The sequence below is a fragment of the Pseudoalteromonas sp. DSM 26666 genome (genome assembly GCF_900116475.1).
In the GTDB taxonomy this organism is placed as follows: Bacteria; Pseudomonadota; Gammaproteobacteria; order Enterobacterales; family Alteromonadaceae; genus Pseudoalteromonas; species Pseudoalteromonas tetraodonis.
Window position 1 is genome coordinate 46242 of sequence record NZ_FPAR01000004.1, and the last position, 16535, is coordinate 62776.

Here is a 16535-nt window from a genome sequence, read left to right on the forward strand (position 1 = left end):
TTGGCGGAGTGGACGGGACTCGAACCCGCGACCCCCGGCGTGACAGGCCGGTATTCTAACCAACTGAACTACCACTCCGCATTTTCGTTGCTGTCTGAGTCTCCCCTGACAGCGGCGTGAATAATACGAACCAGCCCCTACTTCGTCAAGGGCTTTTTTGTTTTTTTACAGGTTTTTTAGTCATCTGACATCGAAAGGTTTAAAATTTCACCTGTTTTGTCATTTTTTGAGCCATTTTCTGCATCAGTTGTTTTTTGCTGTTCTGATTTTTTTGCCTCGGTTGCTTTCTTTTTCTTTAAAAAAGCAAAATTCAATTTAAGTTTTATTGGTTTATTCTGCACAAAAACACGAATACATAACCAACCAATAAATAATATGGCCAAATTCCCACCAATAATTAAACTTACCATTACACCGGTTGCCATTACTTTTGGTTTTATAACAGGCTCTGGAATATTTTCTTCCTTAATGAGGCTCGCTTTTGGAATTTCAGGAATAACTTCTATCGGTCTTTCTATTTCAAATAAATAGGTTGGCAACGTAGCCATAAACTCTCTGTCATTTACTGTTGAGCCAAACACAGAAATTTCAATATTGTAACGTCCCCATCCGTAATCTTGTAAAGCCAGTTCTCTTACTGCGGTGTTATTAGTGTCTAAGTAAAATACTTGCTCTTCATTATTGGGATAATAAATTTTCCCTTGCATGATCACGGTTTCAGGCTTTAATAACTTTTCATCAATATTTATAGTAATACGGTGATCGTCCCCCTCATCGGTTGCTTCAACTGAGGTAAAACTAAAAGGCGGCTCATGCACAACTATCGTGTCTTGAACAACTCGTCGCTCAAGGACATCGGTGGTAATATAAAGTTCTGGCCGCCACTCGCCTGGAGTAAAATTTAAAGTAAACTCACCCGTAAACACACCGTCTTTTGCACTTTCATCAAATCCGTAGCCATCGTCTTTAAATTCAGTAACTTGCTGTATGCCTGCTCCAAAATTTTCAAAATTTTCATTATTAGTACTCACAAAACTCACATTGAGCGATACCGCATCTTTGAAAAGATTAGCGCGAATGGGCTCGCCATCATTTAAAATCTCACCGGTTACCTTTACAGTTTCACCCTGAAAAAGAATCTTAGGGAGTGGATCAACCTTAAGCGATAGCTCACCAATTACAACAATACGGCTCTGTGGCATTATTTGGCCAATAACTTGCCATGGCCCAGGCATAGGGTTGCGAATAACCACTAGATCGTAATTTAATTCGTCGTACCAATCTAGGCTGGTGTTTCTTACCGCATTGGTTGCAAAGTACTTAGTGCCATCGGGTCTAACTAAAATAACGGCAGGCGAGCCAGGACGTCTAAAAAATATTAATTTTATTTCATCAATTTTGTCATCTATACGAAAACGGTTATCCAGTAACGGTATTTCATTTTGTTTTCCGCTGCCTTTTAACTCTTCAACTTGTTTAACGCTATGTGCATCGGGAATGAAGCACGCGGCGATTAAAAACAGTGAAACTACTAATAGCGTTTTCATAATAGTGCCTTATTCAGCGCGCCATAAACAATGGCCGCCCTCCTTTTGTACAATGTCTAAACGTGATTGATGTGCGCTTTGCTCTGCTTCGCTTGCTGCTACAACAACCAATGGGGCTCTATCGCTGTTTAAGCGCCTAATACCGCCCTTTTGATCTTCACTTGAGTCATCTTTATTTTGATTAAGATTTAGCTTTACTTGTCCCCCGGTCATTGCCAAGTAAACATCGGCTAAAATCTCAGAATCCAGTAAGGCGCCGTGTAACGTACGCTTAGTGTTATCAACATCGTAGCGACGGCAAAGCGCATCTAGGTTGTTCTTTTGTCCTGGATGCAAGTCACGCGCCATTTTAAGGGTATCAAGCACGCCACAAAAATCATGGGTGTTTTGATAACCTTGATTTAATAACGCAAATTCATTATCCATATGGCCAATATCGAACGGCGCGTTATGAATAACGAGTTCTGCGCCTTTAATATAGTCAAAAAACTCTTGGGCAATATCTCGAAAAAGCGGTTTATCGCGTAAAAATTCGTTGGTAATACCGTGAACATCGATTGCTTCTTCTTCAATGCTGCGTTGTGGATTTATGTAAACGTGAAAATTATTGCCGGTTAACCGGCGATTCATTAGCTCCACACAGCCAATCTCAATGATTCGATGCCCTTGTTTAGGGTCGATGCCGGTGGTTTCTGTATCTAAAACTATTTGTCTGCGTGCCATATCGAATTAAGCCTGACTCTGGTATCTTTCTATAATCACTTTATTGTACATAATATCAAGGTAAAACAGTGCAAAAAACCGTAGAGATTTACACCGATGGTTCGTGTTTAGGTAATCCAGGCCCCGGTGGTTATGGTATTTTTATGATTTATGAAGCCCATGAAAAAAAATTAAGTCAAGGTTACAAACTCACAACAAACAACCGCATGGAAATGCTAGCTGCCATTGTTGCGCTAGAATCACTTAATCGTTCATGCCCTGTTACCCTGACTACCGATAGCCAATACGTAAAACAAGGCATTGAGTCGTGGATCACCAATTGGAAAAAACGCGGTTGGCAAACCTCTGCTAAAAAGCCGGTTAAAAATGTCGACTTATGGAAACGTCTCGATAAAGCCTGCGCCGAGCACGATGTTACTTGGAAATGGGTAAAAGGTCACAGTGGCCATAAATATAATGAAATTGTTGACGACCTTGCCCGTGATGCGGCCAGCGGCAACAACTTAATTGATGATGAAGGTTACCAACCGTAACCCTCAATATCGCACTATTTTTTATTTTGCTGATAATGTTGCTTTGAGGTCTGCCTAAGCCCTACCCCTTTTATTGGCGCAAATTGTGGCCGTGCATGCCACTTAGGTTTTATTGGCGTAAGTGGCGCAACACGCTTTCGTGCCACCAGCAAATATACACTGCCCATAGGTTTTAAATATTGCTTGGTAAAGCTGCGCCAAAACGCAAACCGCGACAACCGGTTACCGCGTGCCAACGATGAATAAATAAAGCGTTCATCGGCCACAATTTCAAACCCAAGCAAATTAAGCCAGTCTTTTACCCGTGCAGGGGTAAAAAAGCGCCCTGTCCACGGTAATTTTTGACCACTAAATGGCAGTAATTGCGCTAACCCACAAAAGCTAAAAGGATTAAAACCGGTAATGGCAATATAACCGCCGGGAATAAGCGTACGATGAGCCTCACGTAATATATGATGCGGATCTGAGTGATACTCTAAACAATGGCTCATAATGCAAGCATCTATAGAGTGCTCATAAAAAGGCAGTTCGTCTATGTCAGCCACCACTCCGGTATAAGGGCCTGGCTCTGCAACGCATACTTGATGCTTAATGGAACTTTTGCTGGTATCTAACTCGCCACTTAAATTACCCAATTTAAGCATATGATAGCCAAACATACGTGGTAACCACGGCGACAATTTGCGTTCTATATCACAACGTAAATAATCACCATGCGGAAACTGTTGCCATGACAACGGTTTGGGGCCTTCTTGAAAACTAAGGGCTGGTTTCATTATATAAGCTCGTTATAATATTAATTAAATACCACTTTATAGAGCAACGATACATGGTGCAAGTCAAAGCAATTAAAGCCTTTTCTGATAACTACATTTGGTGCTTAACCACCGAGCATAATAATCAAGCGTGGGTGGTTGACCCTGGCCAATCTGCGCCGGTCACTGAGCATTTAGCACAGTATAATTTAACCCTAGGCGGTATTTTAATAACGCATCATCATTATGATCACACTGATGGCGTTGCCCAATTAGTAAAACAGTATCCAAACGTTGAGGTTTACGGCCCAAGTAACAGTCCATTTAAAGGAATAACAGAGCCTTTAAATGAAGACCAAACGATTACCGTTTTAGGCACCTCATTTAATATTATCACCACGCCTGGCCACACACTCGATCATATTTGTTATGTTAATGATGCACTTGCCTTTACTGGCGACACATTATTTAGCGGTGGTTGTGGGCGCTTATTTGAAGGCACTCCAGAACAAATGTGGCATTCATTTAATAAACTTAGTGCACTACCGAGTGATTGCAAAGTGTATTGCACTCATGAATACACCCAGGCGAATTTGGCGTTTGCAAAAGCGGTTGAGCCACGAAACCCCGAGTTACTCGCTTACAGCCAGCAAGTGGATGAATTGCGTAATAAAGATGAAATAACGTTGCCAAGTACCATAGGCCAAGAGCTAAAAATTAACCCTTTTATGCGTAGTAATTTGCCAAACATTACAGAATTAATACCAAAAGAATATTGTTTAGTTACAAAAAACAATGAACCTTGGGAAAACTTTGCTAGTCTGAGAAAGTTCAAAGATCATTTTTAATTTGGGCCTGTTGACCTTTCAAGGTTAAACATGCGCTAACAACAATAATAAAACGATTAGTTAATAAACAATAAGTTAACATTTTCTAATCATATTTGTTTGGAACTTTTAACGGTCATAAGTGGCAATGTTGACTCATTATGGGTAGTATTCGCCGAGTTTTTTACCCTATGTATTGGTATTTATGAATAAATCTCCTCTTTTATTGGTCTTAGCGATGACGCTAAGCGGTTGTCAAACACTGACAACGTTAAACACAGATTCACAAAATCAGGCACTAGACCAGCTTGAAGGCGCAAGCCCAAACGATATTAGCACGGCGCTGATGATGAACGCGCAATATCAACAAGTGAACGATATCGAAGAGGAAGCCCCTGTGTTTGACGATGTTTGGGAGCGTATTCGTTACCAATTATCTATCGATATTCCCCAAAATCGCCCAGTGGTCGCTGAGCGTAACTATTATGCGCGCCATCAAGCATACTTAGATCGTATCTCTAAACGTGCTGAGCCGTATTTGCACTTTATTGTTGAAGAAATTGAAAAGCGTGAAATGCCAATCGAAATTGCACTTTTACCTATAGTAGAAAGTGCTTTTGACCCTTATGGCTACTCGCATCGCACCGCATCGGGTATTTGGCAATTTATGCCAGCAACCGGCGAGCGTTTTGATTTAAAACAAAACTGGTGGTATGACGGCCGTCGCGACATTGTGCAATCAACTCGCGCAGCGCTTGATTATCTCTCATACTTACACAAAACCCTTGAGGGTGACTGGCTGAACGCAATTGCAGCTTATAACTCAGGTGAAGGCCGCTTACTGCGTGCGATTAAAAAGAATCGTAAAAAGCATTTACCTACCGATTTTTGGTCACTTGATTTACCTCGTGAAACCACTGCCTACGTGCCTAAATTATTAGCATTAGCCGATTTATTAAAGCGCGCTGATGATTTTAATGTGTCATGGAAGCCTATTATTAACGCGCAAGTGGTTGAAGTGGTCAATATTGAGTCACAAATTGATTTAGCGCTGGCAGCCGACATGGCTGACATGACCCTTACCGAGCTATACAGACTAAACCCTGGATTTAACCGCTGGGCAACAGACCCTGATGGCCCACACTTTTTATTAATACCCACCGATAAAGTAGAGCAATTTACAGAAAAATTGGCTGCAACTGACATTAAAAATCGTCTTCGCTGGCAACAATACAAAGTTAAAAAAGGTGATAGCCTGTCGGTAATTGCCAGTAAATTTACCACTAGCACCAATGCAATAAAGTCATTAAATAAGCTTAATTCAAACGTCATTCGTGTTGGCCAACAAATTTTAGTGCCGCTAACAGATGGTAAAATTAACAGTGAACATTTGCCTCAGCAAGTACGCGCGGCCGCTAATAAAAGTTTGCGTACTAAGCTCTCACACACGGTAAAAAGTGGCGACACATTGTGGGACATAAGCCGCGAATACGATGTCACTATGGGTGAATTAGCTAAGTGGAATAAGCTGAAGAAAAATGCAGTACTGCGTTTAAATCAAAAATTGGTTGTTTATAAATCAGCAAATCAGCCCAAAGAGTCAGCGAATAACACCAATCGCACTATTACTTATAAAGTGCGTCGGGGTGACTCATTAGCGCGTATAGCCTCTAAGTTTAATTTAACCGTGAGCGATATAATTAAATGGAATGACTTGGCTGGGCAAAAATACTTACAGCCAGGCCAAAAGCTTAAACTCAAGGTTGATGTGAGAAGTAGCTAATAAACATAACCAATAAATAAAAAAAGAGCGCATGCGCTCTTTTTTTATTTGGCTTAGCTTACAATGCCCAAAGGCTGTGCGGTTTGCCATGCCCCGCGAGTAAAATCGGGAATATCTATTGAGCGGCTACGCTCACTCACAGACTGGGCTGATAACGGCGAAATAACCGACCATGCCGCCCCGTCATAAACGTCTTGATCTAGCGGTTCACCATTTCTTAAGCAGTAAATCATCCGCCAAAACATTAAAAAGTCCATGCCACCGTGACCACCATTGCGCTGCGCCTCTTCACCCATTTTTGTCCATAAGGGATGGTCGTACTGCTCATACCATGCGCTCATATCATAATCCCACTCATGAAAACTTTTTGAGCCACCAGTTTCAAGGGCAATACGATTAGGGAAACCTGCAAACACGCCATTCGTGCCTTGTATTAAGTTATGTCGTGAGTACGGTCGAGGGGTTGTCGTATCGTGCTGCACCATAATACTGCGCCCTTTGAGAGTTTTAATCAGCGTCGTGTTCATGTCACCAGCAATATAATTGAGCTGGTTACGGGGGTGATCGGCAGCAAACTCACGTTGCGCATAGGCGCTTCGGCCAAGTGAAGGTGAGCTCATTGAGGTTAAAAAATCGAACCGATCGCCACGATTTATATTCATGTATTGCGATACCGGCCCTAATCCATGCGTAGGATATAAATTACCGTCACGTCTTGCATGCCACTGCGTTCGCCATGAGCCTGTTTTGTGCTCAAGCTCTTTCATTTGCCAGCGCAGTTCATGAATATACGCCGCTTCGCCATGTAACAGCTCCCCAAATACACCTTGGCGTACCATGTTTAATACCATTAACTCGTCGCGGCCGTAGTTAACATTTTCCATCATCATGCAGTTTTTTTGCGTACGCTCTGCGGTATCGACAATTTGCCACATTTCATCAACAGTCAGTGCCAGAGGCACTTCAACAAAAGCATGTTTTGCGCTGTTCATGGTATCGATAGCCATTGGCGCATGCCATGCCCATGGTGTTGAAATAATCACAATATCAATGTCTTGTCGTTCGAGCATTTGTTGATAAGCGCGCTCACTGCCACTATACAATGCAGGCTTTGCCACTCCCGTATCAACTAAATAATTAGCGGCACGTTCTAAAACCTCTGTATGAGTATCGCAAATAGCCACTATTTGAGTGCCTTCAATGTGGCTCATACGCTTTACATGGCCATACCCGCGCTGACCCACACCAATAAACCCTACTCTCACCACATCCATTTTAGGTGCGACCAAACCGATAACGGAGCTCCCTTGTTGCATAGGCGCGCTAGTATGAACACTGCCACTAGATGCACAGCCACTAACCACACCAGCAGCGGCAGCTACACTGGCTGCCTTTAAAAAATCCCGACGATTAAATTGCTTCATTACTTATCCCTTTTGTTATTATTTTTAACTTACCTAATGGCGGTTAATGGGTAAAGGGCCAAAGAGGTAAGCTGCATAAAAATAGGTTTAAAAGGGATAAAAATTCGCATTGTGTTATTGTTTGGGGTTATAGTCGAAAAAAATATTATTTCCTAACTTATTATGTCTTATATAAAAACCATCACATTTTTTTTAGTTATTGTACTAACGGGTTGCTCAGAGTCTGCAACCCCGACTTCCTCGCTCGAAAACAGTCCGGGCGTTAGTTTAAATAATATAAAACAGCATATTAAAACCCTTGCCTCTGATGACTTTGAAGGTCGCGGTCCATTAACATTGGGTGAAGTAAAAACCGTTGGCTATTTGAGTGAACAATACAAAGCCATAGGGTTAACTGGTGCCTATAACGGTGATTTTTTACATCCGGTTAAAATGGCCATGATCACCGCAGATCAAAACATGCAATTGACCATGGGTGATTTAAGCTTTAAAGCGGGTAAAGACTTTACTGCTCGTACTAAACAATTACAGCCTGTTATTGATGTTCGCAATTCTGATGTGGTCTTTGTCGGTTATGGTATAAATGCCCCTGAATATAACTGGAACGACTACGCCAATATTGATGTAACTGGTAAAACCGTTATTGTGCTGGTAAACGATCCGGGCTTTGCCACTCAAGACGATACGTTATTTACTGGTAATGCCATGACTTATTATGGTCGTTGGACTTATAAATATGAAGAAGCCGCGCGCCAAGGCGCTAAAGCGGTATTTATTGTTCACGAAACAGCTCCTGCCGCATACCCTTGGGGGGTAGTTGAAAGCTCAAATACCGGCACTAAATACAGTCTAATGGATAACAACCTCAATGCATCTGAATTGCCCGTTATGGGCTGGCTAACACTCGATGCCACCGAGCAAATATTTGCATCAGCCCACTTAAATTACCAACAATTAAAACAACAAGCACTTAGTGAGCAATTTCAAGCTAAAGCGTTGAATTTAAAAGCGACCCTTGCATTTAAAAACGAAGTGTCACATGCAAAATCACATAATGTGGTCGCAAAAATCACAGGCAGTGAAAGCCCAGATGAATACATCGTTATTAGTGCCCATTGGGATCACTTTGGCACTAAACAAACTGACAGCGGTCCTAAAATTTATAATGGCGCCGTTGATAACGCATCAGGCACAGCGGCCACCCTTGAGATTGCTCGTATAATGCAAAAAATGCATCAGCAAACACCGTTTAAACGCTCGATTATTTTTGCCAACTTCACCGCCGAAGAAACCGGTTTAATTGGTTCAGCCCAGTTTGCCTCTGGTGACGTGATCCCAACAAAGAATATGGTTGCCCTACTAAATATTGATGGGATGAACGTACTCGATAGCACCGACTATATTTTACAGTACGGTAAAGACCTCTCGACTATGGAACACTATTTAGCTAAAGCCGCAAACGCGCAAGGACGTCAAGTTAAACTGGATCCTCGTGCACAAAATGGCTTATTTTTTAGATCGGATCATTTTTCACTCGCCAAACAAGGTGTGCCAAGCTTACTGTTTATGAGCCTAGGTGATACCGATCCTGACTACATCACTCATAAATACCATAAAGAAGCTGACGATTACTCAGCAGATTGGTCATTAGGTGGGGTAAAACAAGATGTAGAACTGATTGTTGATATAGCCTCACAACTGGCGAATAACGGTGATTGGCCAAAATGGACAAGCGAGTCTGACTTTAAAGCCAAACGCACCGCTGACAAACAATAAATACAATTAAACATTACTACTTAAAATCCTCCTACTCGGAGGATTTTAGTTTTACCCGTGCCTGTGTAAGCAATGTTTCAGCTTTTGCCCCTAAATACACATATATCGCTAAAGCAATTAAAAGTCCCACCACTGCAAGCATCATCGCTATAGCTGGCATTAAATACTCTGATTGCCCTAATGCGGCTTTAAACATAGTGAGTAGTGCTTCAATTGATATAGCAATTAACACGGTAGAGATAAACCGGGTAATGGTTCGTCGTGTTGATGAGTGTCTAAAAATATCTTTATGCATGAGGATTTCTTCCTCAAGAATTGTTTTGCCAAGATCAAAAACAGCCAATGCTAACGTGATATAAATAATGATGCTAAAGGGTTCTAGGGGATCGGACGAACTATTTACGTGAGTTATTAATTCATAGATGTCGATAAATACGATGTTGAGTAAAAAAAGCACCAAACTAAATAAGCACGCCACAATAATGCCATAACCTGCTTTAAAATAAGGTGACATAGTCGCACGTGCGGTATCACCCATCACAAACTCAATAAGCTGCGTTAAACTTACATCAACAACTAAATAATGTTGATTATTGATAGGTTTGTTTAATTCTTTAATCGCAGATATACATAAATGGTTGGTCGCAATAGAAATATAAGGCGCAGTAAAACAAATAGCATTACAGGCTTTTACATTTAAAAAATAAGGCCGCTCACTTAAATCCTGATTATTGCCTCTCTGTGCTAATTTTTTATTGTAGGCACGTTTAAAACAAACGTTATTGCCCTGTTGTGAGCCCTTCTCGTCCAAACAGTATTGTAATTCTAAAAAAGGATAATGCTTTGTTAAATAGCGCATATCACGATTATTAGCGATGCCGTCATCTATACTCATTAAAATTGATTCTAATAAGCTATGTATTATCTGCTCATATTCGTTATAGCGCTCAACACTACTTATATAACTCATTCTCGCCATAGTTAGGCTCCTTAAATACCCTAATCAACAGCTAAGCAAGTTTAAAACCAAAAATTAAAGAACTTAAAAATCAATAGATTAAATTAAATACATTGATGCCATTGCACTATTTTAGTGACAACTGCACACACTATTTCTCGCCACGCACAAAAAAGCAGCTGAGTATTTACTACTTAGCTGCTTTTTATGTCTCGTTTATAAATTACATAAACGCTTTCATCCGTAATGTAATTACTGAATTTTTGCGAACTCTTCTTTTGAAAGCTCACCGTTGCTATCAACATCTAAATCATCAAATAATTGAGCTAGTTGTGAGTTAGCTTGTGCTTCAGACTGGCTAATAACGCCGTCGCCATCAGTATCGAAAGAATCAAAGTCAACCGCAGCAAAAGCCGCTGAAGATGAAGCAAGTGCAATTAAAGCGAGTGTTTTAGTAAATGTTTTCATAATTAATCCTTAGGCTAAATGCCTTAATTAAAATGGTAAGAAGTCCTTTTCAAAGATCCTTAAGGGAAACTAGTACGCTGAAAATTCGTCTTTAGAAAGTTCACCATTACCATCTACATCTAGCTCTGCAAATTGCTCCATAAGCTCAGCAGCAACCGATGCCTCTGCTTGGCTGATGGTGCCACTGCCATCTACATCAAGCGTTTCAAAGTCTGTGCTTGCAAATACTGCAGATGAAGAAGCAAGCGCCATTAATACCAGTGTTGATTGTAACTTTTTCATAATATAATCCTTCAAAGTGTGCAATGATCGTCAAATAAAAAATAATTGGCTCAAAACTATCAACCTCATATCCTTGCGATTCTTTGTCATAGGCTCCCTTGCCTATTTAGGTTGTCTTGGGCAACTCAGAATCAGTAGTAGTATTGAGCACTAAAGCTGGTTACGCCTTAGAAAACTCTGCTTTAGATAACTCACCGTTTTGGTCAGTATCAAGCTCAGTAAACTGGCTCATAAGTGAGGCGTCAACTGATGCTTCAGCTTGGCTAATAGCGCCGTTGCCATCCACATCGAGTGTGTCAAAATCGGTTGCTGCAAAAGCCGCTGATGAAGAAGCTAAAGCCATTAATACCAGTGTTGATTTAAGTGTTTTCATAATGTAATTCCTTCATTAGGTTGTGCGATAAAAGCGATATGCTTTATCACGTTTTTGCTAAATACAGCTTAGGTATTACAACTTCGATGCCATGTTTTTAAAGTTATTTAAAAACATGAAGTTAGAATGATTTTGAAGCATTTTAATAAAAATAAACCATGATTTTGTTGCTTTTTAGCAACAACCACTGAGGCTGAAATAAATAAACATTTAAAATCAATAAGTTAAATTATAATAAAAAGAGACATGGGAATGAAAAAACCGGAAAAATCATGTTTAGAGCAGTTATGAGAATAAACCGACTCTGAACACATCCGACATACTTACTTTAACGGTATAAAATAATACGCATAACGCATTGAAATATAATAACTAAAATAATATTTCTATTATTTTTATAAAAATTTTTTAAGAGCGAATTAAAAACTATCGTTTTGTTGCCAAATGGCGAATTGGGATGAAAAAAGCTGTATAAGAGAAGAGTCGCTAGCTATGTGTTGCTCTAAAAATCAATAAACTAGTCGCTCATACTCATAAGGGCTATGAGCATGAGCAATGTGTTTTACAAAGTCTGCTTTATTTCCAACCTTGCAGCCATTTTTGTTGATCTTTTAAATCGCGCCACTGGATTGGGTATTGGTTTTTTGACATTACCGCCTCAGTGATACATTCAATGACGTTGCCGTCTTCATCAAACTCAACCTCAACAATAATAAAATGTTTTTCCTTATTAATTGCTGGGATCGCTGTCCATTTACTATTAAGCAGTTTTTTAGGATTTAATTTATTCATACTACGCCTTCTAAGTTTTCTGCTTGAACATACGCATCAGAGCCATTTTTAGTTTTATTAATCTGATATTCAAGACACTAATAACGTGCCTTTATACATTTGCATTTGGCAATGAAAAGCATATTCACCCACTTTAAGTGCTGGTAGCTCAACAGTGTTATTCTCACCCATAGCGAGCGTTTTACTGATATCGAGTGAAGGAAACACCACCGTTTCGGCGCATGGGGCGCTGTCTTGTCGATTAAACGTCAGCGTTACTTTTTTATCAGCAGCCACTTTAATATGGGCAGGATAATAAACGCCGTTATTAACCACTATCGTTATTTTGTTATTATTACTCTGCACTTGCTTAGGTTTGTATAGCCAAAACCAGTAAATAATAACCGCAATTAACAACGCGCCGAGTATATTGATCATCAACATAATGCTACTCCTATTTATAAAATTACGATTTACTGGGTTTAAAAAAGCGCAGGCGATTGGCGTTTGTGACCACAGTTAGTGATGACAACGCCATAGCAGCACCTGCAACAACCGGGTTGAGTAATATACCAAAAAATGGATATAACAGCCCCGCAGCAATTGGAATACCTGCCACATTGTAAATAAATGCACCAAATAAATTTTGCTTAATATTGACTATAGTGGCGCTACTAATCGCAATGGCATCGCCAAGACTCTGTAATGAACCACGCATTAAGGTGATATCAGCGCTCTCTATCGCCACATCGGTGCCAGTGCCAATAGCAAACCCAACATCAGCCTGTGCCAGTGCCGGCGCATCGTTTATACCATCACCCGCCATACCGACTATTTCACCTTTAGCTTGGCGTTTAGTTACTTCACTGGCTTTGTCATCAGGCATTACTTGGGCAATAAAGTCCTTAATACCGACTTTGTTAGCGACGGCTCTGGCGGTAGCTTGGTTATCACCGGTCAGCATAACAACATGGATACCTTTTTTTTGTAGACGTTTAATGGCCTCTGCTGAATCGTCTTTTATCGGATCGGCTACCGCTATAATGGCTTGTAGTTGGGTATCAATAGCAAAATACATTGGCGTTTTAGCGGCGCTGGCTAATTGCTCAGCTTGCTCTTTTGCCTCTGCAATACTGATATTGTGTTGGCTCATAAGCGCTTCATTGCCAAACAATAAAGTTTGTCCATTTAATGTGCCTGTAACACCTTGCCCCGTCACAGCGTTAAAATCGCTGACTTTTTCAATCGTGATATCTTCATTTTCAGCATAACTTACAATAGCTTGCGCTAAAGGATGTTCGGAGCCGCTTTCAAGACTAGCGGCAAGCTTTAGCACGTGTACTTTATCGCTGTCATTAAAATTAATGATATCGGTAACGGTGGGTTTTCCTTCTGTGATCGTGCCAGTCTTATCTAAAATCATGGTGGTTATTTTAGAGGTGGTTTGCAGCGCTTCTCCATTACGAATAAGTATTCCCGATTCAGCGGCTTTCCCTATCCCAACCATAATTGACATAGGGGTTGCTAAACCCAGCGCACACGGACAGGCAATGATAAGCACCGTGGTCACGGCTACTACCGCATAAGCAATGCTCGGCTCGGGGCCAAAATTAAGCCATGCAAGGCCCGCGAGCACTGCAATAATCATTACCGTAGGAACAAATACGCCGGATATTACATCGGCTAAACGCCCTATGGAGGGTTTAGAATTTTGTGCTCGTTTAACCATATTAATAATACTGGCAAGTGTGGTTTCACTGCCAATATGGGTGGCTTTAAATAGTAACGTGCCACTTTTATTAATGCTGCCTGCAACAATGGTATCACCCTCAATTTTGTTCACTGGCATAGGCTCACCCGTGAGCATTGACTCATCCACTGAGCTGCTACCTTCAATGACTTCACCATCTACAGGGATTTTTTCACCGGGGCGTACACGCACAGTATCGTTTTTTAGTACCTCACTAATAGCTATATCTTGCTCTTCGTTATCACGCACTACCCGAGCGGTTTTTGGCTGCAAACCGATTAAGCGTTTTATCGCCTCAGATGTGCGACCGCGGGCTTTTACTTCAAAGGCAAGGCCTAGGCTAATTAAACCGATGATCATCGCTGAGGCTTCAAAATAAACATGCCTAGCCACCTCGGGTAACACGCTTGGCGCAATGACTACCACCATAGAATACAACCACGCGGTACCTGTGCCCAATGCAATCAGTGTATCCATATTGGCGGTGTGGTTTTTAAATGACTGCCATGCGCCGTTGTAAAACTGTTTACCCGCAATGGCCATAACCACTAAAGTGACTATACCAACAATAAACCAGCCAATACGCTGCGCGTTAGTGGTAACACTCATATCAAAAATAAGCCCATAAAGCATAAGCGGAGCGCCAACGCCTAGCGCCAATACCATATTACGCATTAGCTTTTTATAGTGTGCGTTATCGGCTTTGGCTTTTTCATCTAGCGCGTCTTGCTCCGACTCGCTATTCATTGGCTTAGCCTTGTAACCAATATTTTCGACTGCTTCAATCAGCTCTGCTGATGGCGCATTGCCTTCAACTTGCACACTGCGATCAGCAAAGTTCATTTCAACACGCTGCGCACCTGATACACTTTTTAGCGCTTTTTCTATTTTTGCGACGCAGCTCCCGCAATTAGCACCTTCAATTATAAAGTTTTGCACTGTGTCTTTAATGTTGCTCATTTTGCTTCCTCGGAGCTAACTTGTTCGTTAAGGGGATCTACAAAGGTCTCAATTAAACTACATATATCGGCACTTACAGCACCATCGCTTGAGTTTTCCCACTGTTTTACCGCAGCTTGCATACGCGTTCTTAGTTTGAGTGTTTCTTGAAATAGCCGCTCTGTTTCTTCGAGCCGTTTAGTTATTAATTGTCGTGTCAGTGGGCATGGGCAATTCCCTTGCTCCGATTGAGCAACTATTTGCTGAATATCTTTAATAGAAAAACCGAGTTGCCGTGCACTAATAATAAACTTTAAACGTTGTTGATCGTCTTTGTTATACACCTGATAGCCATTGTTTTGGCTACGAATGGGTTTAAGTAGCTTTATACGCGTGTAGTGCCGCACTGTATCTTGGGTCACTCCCATGATTTCAGCTAGCTGTTTAACATACATAACTCACTCCATCGGGTTTTAGTAGTGACATAATAAACCTATGTGTAACACACAGGTCAACCGCTATTTTAAAACTCAGGGAATGCGTTATCGGCACATTAAATAAGTGATTACGTTTGCTTAAAGAAGAGGAAGAATACAGCAGTCACAAAATAGTGACTGCTAGATAATGTAGACGTTATTTTGCTACGAGTTAGGTTAACTATAGTTTAATTTGCTTCGCTACGCGATTGTTTAAGTGCTTCACCTAGCTGCCCAGCAATTGCTTGGATCTCAGGCATGGCTTCTTGCACTAAAGATTGTGACATTTGCATAGATGCTTGCATCACCTGTGGCATTTTTTTCAAAATAGCTTGCCCTGACTCTGTTTTATAAAAATCGAGCATATCGCTAATCTCTTGCTCACTAAATTGCTTATCATAAAGGTTAACCATCATAGGCTGCATTTTTTGCCAGCTCATTTTGGTTTTTAGCACCTCAGTCATATCGGCATAATATTTATCAAATATTGGCTTTTCATCTGGCTTTACTCCCATTTGCACCGACATATTTTGCATCATGCCCTCAACTTGAGAATACATAGAGTCAACCATGGCGTCCATATCCATCACCTCTACTAGCTCATCAATTTTTTGTTGCTTAGTAGTTTGCGCTGCATATAAGTTAGTTGAAAAAATAAGTAGTGATAAAAGTAATACCTTACCCATATTAATATCCTTTTTGTATTTGAATTTACGCCATACTCACATGTTCAATAAGTGTTGTAAATGGGAACAACCAAAAAAAAAAAAAGCCGAATAACTACCATTATTCGGCTTTTTGTCGTTTGTTAGGGTTAATCTTTTTCGATATTATCGAGTCCTTTCGTTCCATCTTTGGCTTTTAACTTATGATGAATAGCGGTTTTAATTAGCATATAACCACTAATGGGCGCCGTGATTAATAAAAATATAGTGATTAATATTTCTTTTACGCTTAAGCCACTAGCTGAATTGGCAAAAAATACCATCGCAGCCGTGAGTATACTTGCCATCCCTAAAGTGGTTGCTTTAGTTGGCCCATGTAAACGCATAAAAAAGTCCGGCAGTTTAATTAAGCCAATAGAGCCAATTAAAATAAAGAGCCCACCTAATAACAGCAATATTGATACGATCCATTCACTTATCATTTT

Annotated in this window: 18 protein-coding genes and 1 tRNA gene; 4 read left to right on the forward strand and 15 right to left on the reverse strand. The window is 40.7% G+C overall.

Annotated features, from left to right (window positions below):
- Window position 1 precedes the first annotated feature (1 nt).
- The 3 genes from BM380_RS08480 to dnaQ form a co-directional block, all read right to left on the reverse strand.
- Window positions 2–78 (reverse strand) — tRNA-Asp (locus BM380_RS08480).
- 98 nt (window positions 79–176) lie between these two features.
- Window positions 177–1547, reverse strand: coding sequence for a TIGR03503 family protein (locus tag BM380_RS08485; RefSeq protein ID WP_033103896.1), 1371 nt, complete (start codon window positions 1545–1547; stop codon window positions 177–179).
- Window positions 1548–1556: 9 nt separating this feature from the next.
- Window positions 1557–2270 carry a DNA polymerase III subunit epsilon gene (gene dnaQ, locus BM380_RS08490; protein ID WP_090493969.1) on the reverse strand — a complete coding sequence of 238 codons (714 nt, stop codon included), beginning with the start codon at window positions 2268–2270 and terminating at the stop codon, window positions 1557–1559.
- 68 nt (window positions 2271–2338) lie between these two features.
- On the opposite strand from dnaQ, the gene rnhA reads away from it, so the two are divergent.
- A complete protein-coding gene (rnhA, locus tag BM380_RS08495) occupies window positions 2339–2803 on the forward strand; it encodes a ribonuclease HI (RefSeq protein WP_013464557.1) in 465 nt (154 codons plus the stop codon).
- Window positions 2804–2817: 14 nt separating this feature from the next.
- Here the strand turns inward: rnhA and BM380_RS08500 are convergent, their stop codons facing one another.
- Complete coding sequence (locus BM380_RS08500) at window positions 2818–3579, reverse strand: class I SAM-dependent methyltransferase (protein WP_008465729.1); 762 nt, start codon at window positions 3577–3579, stop codon at window positions 2818–2820.
- Window positions 3580–3632: 53 nt separating this feature from the next.
- Here BM380_RS08500 and gloB point away from each other — a divergent pair, with 53 nt between their 5' ends.
- Entirely contained in the window at window positions 3633–4406 is a 774-nt protein-coding gene (gloB, locus tag BM380_RS08505; protein WP_090493971.1) for a hydroxyacylglutathione hydrolase, read from the forward strand.
- Window positions 4407–4590: 184 nt separating this feature from the next.
- Window positions 4591–6168, forward strand: coding sequence for a lytic transglycosylase (locus BM380_RS08510; protein WP_033103893.1), 1578 nt, complete (start codon window positions 4591–4593; stop codon window positions 6166–6168).
- 53 nt (window positions 6169–6221) lie between these two features.
- Here the strand turns inward: BM380_RS08510 and BM380_RS08515 are convergent, their stop codons facing one another.
- Entirely contained in the window at window positions 6222–7592 is a 1371-nt protein-coding gene (locus BM380_RS08515; RefSeq protein ID WP_090493973.1) for a Gfo/Idh/MocA family protein, read from the reverse strand.
- A 162-nt stretch (window positions 7593–7754) separates the two neighbouring features.
- Between BM380_RS08515 and BM380_RS08520 the strand changes: the two genes are divergently transcribed.
- Window positions 7755–9368, forward strand: coding sequence for a M28 family metallopeptidase (locus tag BM380_RS08520; RefSeq protein WP_090493975.1), 1614 nt, complete (start codon window positions 7755–7757; stop codon window positions 9366–9368).
- Window positions 9369–9399: 31 nt separating this feature from the next.
- On the opposite strand, the gene BM380_RS08525 is transcribed toward BM380_RS08520, so the two are convergent.
- The 10 genes from BM380_RS08525 to BM380_RS08570 all read right to left on the reverse strand — a co-directional run bounded on the left by BM380_RS08525 (window position 9400) and on the right by BM380_RS08570 (window position 16532).
- Window positions 9400–10347: an EAL-associated domain-containing protein gene (locus BM380_RS08525; RefSeq protein ID WP_016899465.1), complete on the reverse strand. Its 948-nt coding sequence runs from the start codon at window positions 10345–10347 to the stop codon at window positions 9400–9402.
- Window positions 10348–10578: 231 nt separating this feature from the next.
- A complete protein-coding gene (locus BM380_RS08530; protein WP_013464551.1) occupies window positions 10579–10794 on the reverse strand; it encodes an EF-hand domain-containing protein in 216 nt (71 codons plus the stop codon).
- A 69-nt stretch (window positions 10795–10863) separates the two neighbouring features.
- Window positions 10864–11076, reverse strand: a complete 213-nt coding sequence (locus BM380_RS08535; protein WP_008467121.1) for an EF-hand domain-containing protein — start codon at window positions 11074–11076, stop codon at window positions 10864–10866.
- Between the two features lie 160 nt (window positions 11077–11236).
- Window positions 11237–11449: an EF-hand domain-containing protein gene (locus tag BM380_RS08540; RefSeq protein ID WP_008467122.1), complete on the reverse strand. Its 213-nt coding sequence runs from the start codon at window positions 11447–11449 to the stop codon at window positions 11237–11239.
- A 576-nt stretch (window positions 11450–12025) separates the two neighbouring features.
- Window positions 12026–12241, reverse strand: a complete 216-nt coding sequence (locus tag BM380_RS08545; RefSeq protein ID WP_008467123.1) for a TIGR02450 family Trp-rich protein — start codon at window positions 12239–12241, stop codon at window positions 12026–12028.
- 69 nt (window positions 12242–12310) lie between these two features.
- On the reverse strand, window positions 12311–12664 hold the full coding sequence (locus BM380_RS08550) for a cupredoxin domain-containing protein (RefSeq protein WP_024602783.1): 354 nt from the start codon (window positions 12662–12664) through the stop codon (window positions 12311–12313).
- A gap of 22 nt (window positions 12665–12686) precedes the next feature.
- Complete coding sequence (locus BM380_RS08555; RefSeq protein WP_090493977.1) at window positions 12687–14930, reverse strand: heavy metal translocating P-type ATPase; 2244 nt, start codon at window positions 14928–14930, stop codon at window positions 12687–12689.
- On the reverse strand, window positions 14927–15364 hold the full coding sequence (locus BM380_RS08560; protein ID WP_090493979.1) for a MerR family transcriptional regulator: 438 nt from the start codon (window positions 15362–15364) through the stop codon (window positions 14927–14929). Before BM380_RS08560 ends, BM380_RS08555 begins: the two co-directional genes overlap by 4 nt.
- A 209-nt stretch (window positions 15365–15573) precedes the next feature.
- Complete coding sequence (locus tag BM380_RS08565; RefSeq protein ID WP_036956928.1) at window positions 15574–16071, reverse strand: DUF2059 domain-containing protein; 498 nt, start codon at window positions 16069–16071, stop codon at window positions 15574–15576.
- 128 nt (window positions 16072–16199) lie between these two features.
- Window positions 16200–16532: a Na+/H+ antiporter subunit G gene (locus BM380_RS08570; RefSeq protein ID WP_013464546.1), complete on the reverse strand. Its 333-nt coding sequence runs from the start codon at window positions 16530–16532 to the stop codon at window positions 16200–16202.
- Window positions 16533–16535: the final 3 nt, after the last annotated feature.

Bases quoted from the DNA above. Each gene is read 5' to 3' on its own strand.
- gloB (WP_090493971.1), top strand. From the start codon at position 3,633: ATGGTGCAAGTCAAAGCAATTAAAGCCTTTTCTGATAACTACATTTGG.
- BM380_RS08485 (WP_033103896.1), bottom strand. From the start codon at position 1,547: ATGAAAACGCTATTAGTAGTTTCACTGTTTTTAATCGCCGCGTGCTTC.
- BM380_RS08545 (WP_008467123.1), bottom strand. From the start codon at position 12,241: ATGAATAAATTAAATCCTAAAAAACTGCTTAATAGTAAATGGACAGCG.
- BM380_RS08530 (WP_013464551.1), bottom strand. From the start codon at position 10,794: ATGAAAACATTTACTAAAACACTCGCTTTAATTGCACTTGCTTCATCT.
- BM380_RS08520 (WP_090493975.1), top strand. From the start codon at position 7,755: ATGTCTTATATAAAAACCATCACATTTTTTTTAGTTATTGTACTAACG.
- BM380_RS08555 (WP_090493977.1), bottom strand. From the start codon at position 14,930: ATGAGCAACATTAAAGACACAGTGCAAAACTTTATAATTGAAGGTGCT.
- dnaQ (WP_090493969.1), bottom strand. From the start codon at position 2,270: ATGGCACGCAGACAAATAGTTTTAGATACAGAAACCACCGGCATCGAC.
- BM380_RS08560 (WP_090493979.1), bottom strand. From the start codon at position 15,364: ATGTATGTTAAACAGCTAGCTGAAATCATGGGAGTGACCCAAGATACA.
- BM380_RS08515 (WP_090493973.1), bottom strand. From the start codon at position 7,592: ATGAAGCAATTTAATCGTCGGGATTTTTTAAAGGCAGCCAGTGTAGCT.
- BM380_RS08535 (WP_008467121.1), bottom strand. From the start codon at position 11,076: ATGAAAAAGTTACAATCAACACTGGTATTAATGGCGCTTGCTTCTTCA.
- BM380_RS08550 (WP_024602783.1), bottom strand. From the start codon at position 12,664: ATGTTGATGATCAATATACTCGGCGCGTTGTTAATTGCGGTTATTATT.
- BM380_RS08500 (WP_008465729.1), bottom strand. From the start codon at position 3,579: ATGAAACCAGCCCTTAGTTTTCAAGAAGGCCCCAAACCGTTGTCATGG.
- BM380_RS08570 (WP_013464546.1), bottom strand. From the start codon at position 16,532: ATGATAAGTGAATGGATCGTATCAATATTGCTGTTATTAGGTGGGCTC.
- BM380_RS08510 (WP_033103893.1), top strand. From the start codon at position 4,591: ATGAATAAATCTCCTCTTTTATTGGTCTTAGCGATGACGCTAAGCGGT.
- BM380_RS08525 (WP_016899465.1), bottom strand. From the start codon at position 10,347: ATGGCGAGAATGAGTTATATAAGTAGTGTTGAGCGCTATAACGAATAT.
- BM380_RS08565 (WP_036956928.1), bottom strand. From the start codon at position 16,071: ATGGGTAAGGTATTACTTTTATCACTACTTATTTTTTCAACTAACTTA.
- BM380_RS08540 (WP_008467122.1), bottom strand. From the start codon at position 11,449: ATGAAAACACTTAAATCAACACTGGTATTAATGGCTTTAGCTTCTTCA.